Below are 6,156 nucleotides of genomic sequence, written 5' to 3'. Positions count from 1 at the left end.
GGCGGGCTGTGTCTGGGCCGGGGGCGGCTGGATGTCCTCCCTGGCCCTGGCCGCCTCGCTGGCTGGGCTCTGGGGGTTCGCCGGCCTCTTCCCCGGCACGGGGATCGCGGCGCGCGCCGCGTCCCTGGGGCTGGGCGCGCTCATGCTCTGGCTGGCCCGGCGCCACGGCCCCGGCGCGGCCCTGGCCGTGCCCCTGGCCGTGTTCTGGCTGGAGGAGTTCGCCCGGCTCTTCGGCCTCTTCAAGGGGGCTCCGCGCTGGTTTCTGACCGCCGCACTGCTCTACGTGCCCGGCAGCCTGCTCTTCCTCCCGGGCTTCGGCCCCGGCGAGACGGCCCTGGTGATCGCAGCCGTCATGGCCTGCGACACGGGGGCCTACTACGCCGGGTCGCTCATCGGCGGCCCACGGATCTGGCCCTCGGTCTCGCCCAGGAAGACCTGGGCGGGCAGCGCGGGCGGTCTGGCGGCCTGCGTGGCCGTGTGCGCGGGCGCGGGAGCGCTCTGGGGCGCGGCCCCGGCGGGCGTTTACGCCCTGCTGGGCGCGGCCCTGGCCGTTGCCTCCCAGATGGGCGACTTCATGGAGTCCGCGCTCAAGCGCGCGGCCGGGGTCAAGGATTCCGGCAACCTGCTGCCCGGGCACGGCGGCCTGCTGGACCGCGTGGACGGCCTGATCCCCGCGATCCTGGTCTACGCCCTGGCGCGCAACCTCACCCAGCTGCCATGATCGACTACATCTCGCCCCTGCCCAGGCCCTCCGACCTGCCGCCCTTCCCGCGCAGCCTCTGCGTGCTGGGCTCGACCGGCTCCATCGGCGAATCGGCCCTGGCCGTGGCGCGCGAGCACCCCGCCCAGTTCCGGGTGACGGCCCTGGCCGGGGCGCGCAACGTGGAGCGGCTGGCGCTCCAGGCCGCCGAGTTCCGCCCACGCTTCCTGGCCTTGCTGGAAGAGGAAGGCGCGCAGGCGCTCAAGAAGCTTTTGCCCCCGGGCTACGCCCCGGAGATTCTCTGGGGGCCCGGGGCCTACGTCACCCTGGCGGCCCTGCCCGAGGTGCAGGTGGTGCTGGCGGCCATCGTGGGAGCGGCCGGGCTCGCGCCCACCCTGGCGGCGGCCCAGTCGGGCAAGATCATCGCCCTGGCCAACAAGGAATCCCTGGTGCTGGCCGGGCATCTCATCCGGCGGGCCTGCAGCGAGACGGGGGCCGTGGTCCTGCCCGTGGACTCCGAGCACAACGCGCTCTTCCAGTCCCTGGTCGGGCACCCCGGCGACGACGTGGACCACCTGGTCCTCACCGCCTCGGGCGGCCCCTTCCGCGACTGGCCCTCCGAAGACCTGGTCCGGGCCACCGCCGCCCAGGCCCTCAAGCATCCCAACTGGTCCATGGGGGCCAAGATCAGCATCGACTCGGCCACGCTCATGAACAAGGGGCTGGAGGTCATCGAGGCCTGCCGTCTCTACGGCCTGCCCCAGGAGCGCGTGAAGGTGCTGGTGCATCCGCAGTCCATCGTGCATTCCCTGGCGGCCTACCGCGACGGCTCCTTCCTGGCCCAGATGGGCCAGCCCGACATGCGCATCGCCATCGCCTACTGCCTGTGCTACCCGGTGCGGCTGCCCCTGAGCATCCCCCCGCTGGACCTGGCGGCCCTGGGCTCCCTGACCTTCCGCGAGCCCCGCCACGACGACTTCCCCTGCCTGGGCCTGGCCCGGCGCGCCGTGGACGAAGGCCCGGCACACTGCACCGCGCTCAACGCCGCCAACGAGGTGGCCGTGGAGCGTTTCCTCCAGGGACGCATCGGCTTCCCGGACATCCCCCGGGCGGCGGCCTGGGCGCTGGACCGGCTCGCCCCCCTGGACGATCCGGATTTCATGACCATACTGGAGATCGACAGGGCCACCCGCCAGGCCGTGGCCGATTTCCTCACGGACACCACATGATCGACTTTCTGCTCAAGGCCGTCCATTTCGTCGTCGTCATCGGCGTGCTCATCTTCATCCACGAGCTGGGGCATTTCCTGCTGGCCCGGCTCTTCGGCATGGGCGTGCGCGTGTTCTCCCTGGGCTTCGGCCCGAAGCTCCTGGCCTTTCGCGCCGGGCAGACCGAATACCGCGTCTGCGCCGTGCCCCTGGGCGGCTACGTCCAGCTGGTGGCCCAGGACTCAGAGGACGACGACACCACCGAAGGATTCCCCCCGGACACCTGGTTCGTGCGCCGCCCCTCCTGGCAGCGCATGCTCGTGGTGGCCGCCGGGCCGATCTTCAACCTCGTGCTGGCCTGGGCGCTCTATGCGGGGCTCTACTACGCCAACGGCCGCTTCGAGACCCCGGCCGCCGTGGGCGAGGTGGTCCAGGCCGGAGCCGCCGAACGCGCGGGCGTGAAGCAGGGCGACGTGGTCACGGCCGTGGACGGGGCCCCCATCCTCTACTTCCGCGAGCTGCGCGAAAAAGTGGAGCAAAGCGGCGGCAAACCCCTGCGCCTGGACGTGACGCGCGGCCAGGAGCGGATATCCTTCACCGTCACCCCGGACCTGCGCCCCCAGAAGAACCTCTTCGGAGAGGACGTGAGCAAGCCCCTCCTGGGCGTCACCTCCACCAAGGAGAGCGTGAACATCCCCATGGGAGCGGCGAGCGCCCTGCGCGAGGGTCTGGCCCAGACCTGGGAGATCACCGCCGTGACGGGCCAGATCTTCTGGAAGCTGGTGGCCGGGGTGGTGCCCGTCTCCACCATCGGCGGCCCCATCATGATCGCGGAGCTGGTGGGCAAGCAGTCCGAACAGGGGCTGGCCCATCTGGTGAGCCTCACGGCCATGATCAGCGTGAACCTGGCCATCCTGAACCTTCTGCCCATCCCCGTGCTCGACGGCGGGCACATCCTCTTCTTCGCCCTGGAGACCGTGCTGCGCCGCCCCGTGCCCGAGCGCCTGCGCGCCATGACCACCAAGGCGGGCTTCGTGCTGCTCATGGGGCTCATGCTCATGGCCACGGCCAACGACATCCTGCGCCTGATCGGCGGCGGCCCCAAGTGATCCTTGTCCTGAACACGGCCGAGGAGACCATGCAGCTCCTGCTGGCCGGGCCGGACGACGCTCCGGCCCGCTTCTCCGGCGGCCTCTTCGACCCCTCGGGCTTCGAGATCCTGGAGTTCCACGAGGAGCGCTGCCCGGGCAGGATGAACGAACTCCTGGCCCCGGCCGCCATGGAGCTTCTGGACCGCCGCTCCGGCGGCACGCTCCAGGGCGTGGCCTGCGTGCGGGGCCCGGGCAGCTTCACGGGGGTCCGCCTGGGGCTGGCCTTCGCCACGGGCCTGTGCCTGGCCCGCGGGCTGCCCATGGCCGGGCTGGACCACCTGCCGCTCCTGGCCCTGCGCTCCCCCAGGGGCTACGGGGAGGTGCACGTGGTCACCCATTCGCGCACGGGACAGGTGTACCATCAGGCCTTCGGGCCGGGCGCGCTGCCCTACTCCAACCCGGAGGACATGGACGCCGCCCGCGCACGTCACCTGGCCGCGCACGCCGTCTCGCGCTCCGGCAAGGGGCGCGTGGCCCTGCTGGGCACGGGCCTGGCGCGCAATCCCGAGGCCTTCGCGGACATCGCCGGGACCGTCCTCCTGGAGCAGCAGGCCCCCACGCCCCAGGCGCTCCTGCGCGCGGCCCTGGCCGCCCGCTACGACGGCCCCCCCGTGGACGCCCTCTACCTGCGCGGCTCCGACGCCGAGGAGAACCTGGCGGCCATCGGGGCTCAGCGCGGGCTCACGCCGCTTCAGGCCCAGTCCCGGCTGGACAAGGCCCAGCGCGACGCCTCGCCCGTCTGGAGCGCCTGAGGCCGGAGCGCACGTCCAGGCTGACCGGAACGCGTCCGGGGCCGCAACCACACGCCCCGGTCCGCCCGGCTAGTACATGGCGCGCGAGCGCGCCCAGCTCTCCAGGTTGTTGGCGTCCATGGCCCCGGAGATGGAGTCCACCGCCTTGCCGTTCTTGAACAGGATCAGCGTTGGCACGCTGCGGATGCCCATCTGGGCGGCCAGGATCTGCTCGGTCTCGGTGTTCACCTTGGCGGCGCGGATCTCGGGCTCCAGGCGGCGGGCCACCTCCTCGTAGGCGTTGGCCATGCCCCGGCAGGGGCCGCACCAGGGCGCCCAGAAGTCCACCAGCAGGGGCACGTCGGTCTCCTGCACGTGGCGGGCGAAGTCGGCCTCGGTGAGGTCCACGGGCTTGCCGGGAAAGAGCCTGCCGTGGCACTTGCCGCACTCGGCGGCCAGCTCCTTGCCCTTGAGGACGCGGTTGCGGGTATGGCAGTGGGGACAGGTGACCTTGAGCGTGTCGGACATGGGGGCCTCCTGGCGGGTGTTTCGGTCAAGTCTCTCAGATAGTTCGTCTTCGCGTTTTGTCGATGGGGGTGCAATGGTTTTCGTGAGCCTGAACCTGCGCGCGGCGGCCGCCGACCCGGCCCGCCTGGAGCGCTTCCTGGCCCTGGGCCTGAACCCCGAACTGGGGCTGGACCCGCTGTGCATGGACACCGTGGCCCCCGCCTGGCACGAGGCGCTGGCCGCGCGGCTCAAGTCCCTGGGGCTTCGCTGCGGCCTGCACCTGCCCTTCTTCGACCTCCAGCCCGGCAGCGCGGATTCCCTGGTGCGCCGGGCCACCGCGGAACGCCTGAAGCGCGCCGTGGAGACGGCGCGGGTCTACGGAGCCGTCCATCTGGTGGGCCACGCCCGCTACGACCACCTGCTCTACGTGCGCTCCGAGGACGCCTGGCGCGAACGCGCCGTGGAGACCTGGGCCGAGGCCCTCTCGGCCTGGCCCGGACACCCGCCCCTGTGGCTGGAGAACACCTACGAGCCCCATCCAGGCCCGGTGGCCGCCATGGCCGCGGCCCTGGACGCGGCCATCCCGGGCCGCGCGGGCCTCTGCCTGGACGCCGGGCACTGGTTCAGCTTCGCCAAGGGCCGCGAGCAGGACGACCTGCACCGCTGGCTGGACGCCTTCGCCCCCTCCCTGGGCCACCTGCACCTGCACGACAACGACGGCGGCGCGGACCAGCACCTGGGCATGGGCGACGGGGCCATGGACTGGGAGGCCTTCTTCCAGGCCCTGGACGCGCGGGGGCTCGCCCCCACGGCCACCTACGAGGCCCACACGGAAGAGACCCTGGCCGTGACGCTGCGGTATCTGCGGGAACGCGGGCCAGCCCCCGGCGTCCGGCGCGTCAGCGTTTGAAAAGCCCGCGCAAAAGCCCTTTCTCCCCGACAGGCGCGGTGCTCCAGTTGCGCCAGATGGCCAGCACGCGCAGCCCGAACGTGAGGGCGATGGCCGCCAGGGCCAGCATCAGCGGCGGCAGCTCCGTGTGCTGGCGCAGCGGCGTGTAGAGCAGGCAGCCCATGAGGGCCGCGAAGGCGTAGAACTGGCCGGGCTTGAACACCATGGCCTGCTCGCCCGTGAAAAGGTCGCGCAGCACGCCGCCCCCGCAGGCGTTCACCACGCCCACCAGCACCGCCGGGACGATCCCCAGCCCCAGGGAGAGCGAGCGCTCCACGCCCACCACCGCGTAGGCCCCCAGCGCCAGGGCGTCCACCAGGGCCATGAGGCGGCGCGACCCCTCCGCCCTGGCCCCCACCGAGAGGCTCAGCGTGGCCGCCACCGCCACCGCCCACAGGTAGCGCTCGTCGCGCAGCACCGCCGAGATGCCCGTCTGCAGGAAGATGCCGTCGCGGATGAGCGCCCCCCCGAGCCCCGTGGCCACGGAGAGCACGCACAGGCCGATCAGGTCGAAGCGGCGGCGGATGGCCTCCATGGCCCCCGTGATGGCCATGAGGAACACCGCCGCAAGGTCCACCGCCAGCGGCAACTGGAAAGGTTGGGCGTCCATGAGCGCCAACTAGCCCGAAAACCCTCCCCTGCAAAGCCCCCGGATGCTCCCCGGATACGCTGCGGACGTTCTGCGGACGCGCCGCGTTGACTGCCGAATCGCGCCACGCTAGACATAGATCAGAACAGACACAACAGGAGGCCCCATGTTCCCACGCTCCCTCGCCGCCCTCTGCCTGGCGCTGCTCGTGCCCGCCCTGGCCCTGGCCCAGCCGAAAGTCACGGAATCCTACGGTTCCGGGCCAAAGACCTTCCTCCTGGCCACCGGCAGCCCCGGCGAACTGGGCCTGCTCAAGCTCCT

The 6,156-nt window shown here is 71.9% G+C and carries 7 protein-coding genes; 5 read left to right on the top strand and 2 right to left on the bottom strand.

Annotated features, from left to right (window positions below):
• The 4 genes from ACV4UX_RS16615 to tsaB form a co-directional block, all read left to right on the top strand.
• Positions 1-721, top strand: a 721-nt coding sequence (locus ACV4UX_RS16615; RefSeq protein ID WP_491594400.1) for a phosphatidate cytidylyltransferase, incomplete at its 5' end; no start/stop codon positions are given.
• Positions 718-1,929 carry a 1-deoxy-D-xylulose-5-phosphate reductoisomerase gene (gene dxr, locus ACV4UX_RS16610; RefSeq protein WP_491594399.1) on the top strand — a complete coding sequence of 404 codons (1,212 nt, stop codon included), beginning with the start codon at positions 718-720 and terminating at the stop codon, positions 1,927-1,929. The genes ACV4UX_RS16615 and dxr, both read left to right, overlap by 4 nt.
• Positions 1,926-3,017: an RIP metalloprotease RseP gene (rseP, locus tag ACV4UX_RS16605; RefSeq protein ID WP_491594398.1), complete on the top strand. Its 1,092-nt coding sequence runs from the start codon at positions 1,926-1,928 to the stop codon at positions 3,015-3,017. Before dxr ends, rseP begins: the two co-directional genes overlap by 4 nt.
• A complete protein-coding gene (tsaB, locus tag ACV4UX_RS16600) occupies positions 3,014-3,811 on the top strand; it encodes a tRNA (adenosine(37)-N6)-threonylcarbamoyltransferase complex dimerization subunit type 1 TsaB (protein ID WP_491594397.1) in 798 nt (265 codons plus the stop codon). Before rseP ends, tsaB begins: the two co-directional genes overlap by 4 nt.
• 69 nt (positions 3,812-3,880) lie before the next feature.
• Here tsaB and trxC read toward each other — a convergent pair whose 3' ends face one another.
• Complete coding sequence (trxC, locus tag ACV4UX_RS16595) at positions 3,881-4,318, bottom strand: thioredoxin TrxC (RefSeq protein ID WP_491594396.1); 438 nt, start codon at positions 4,316-4,318, stop codon at positions 3,881-3,883.
• A 73-nt stretch (positions 4,319-4,391) separates the two neighbouring features.
• On the opposite strand from trxC, the gene ACV4UX_RS16590 reads away from it, so the two are divergent.
• The gene (locus ACV4UX_RS16590) at positions 4,392-5,207 is read left to right on the top strand and encodes a sugar phosphate isomerase/epimerase family protein (RefSeq protein WP_491594395.1); all 816 of its coding nucleotides are present in this window, start codon (positions 4,392-4,394) and stop codon (positions 5,205-5,207) included.
• On the opposite strand, the gene ACV4UX_RS16585 is transcribed toward ACV4UX_RS16590, so the two are convergent.
• A complete protein-coding gene (locus ACV4UX_RS16585) occupies positions 5,197-5,856 on the bottom strand; it encodes a trimeric intracellular cation channel family protein (protein ID WP_491594394.1) in 660 nt (219 codons plus the stop codon). The genes ACV4UX_RS16590 and ACV4UX_RS16585 overlap by 11 nt on opposite strands.
• Positions 5,857-6,156: the final 300 nt, after the last annotated feature.

Source organism: Fundidesulfovibrio sp. (genome assembly GCF_058402725.1).
This window is presented reverse-complemented; position numbering and strand designations above follow the sequence as displayed.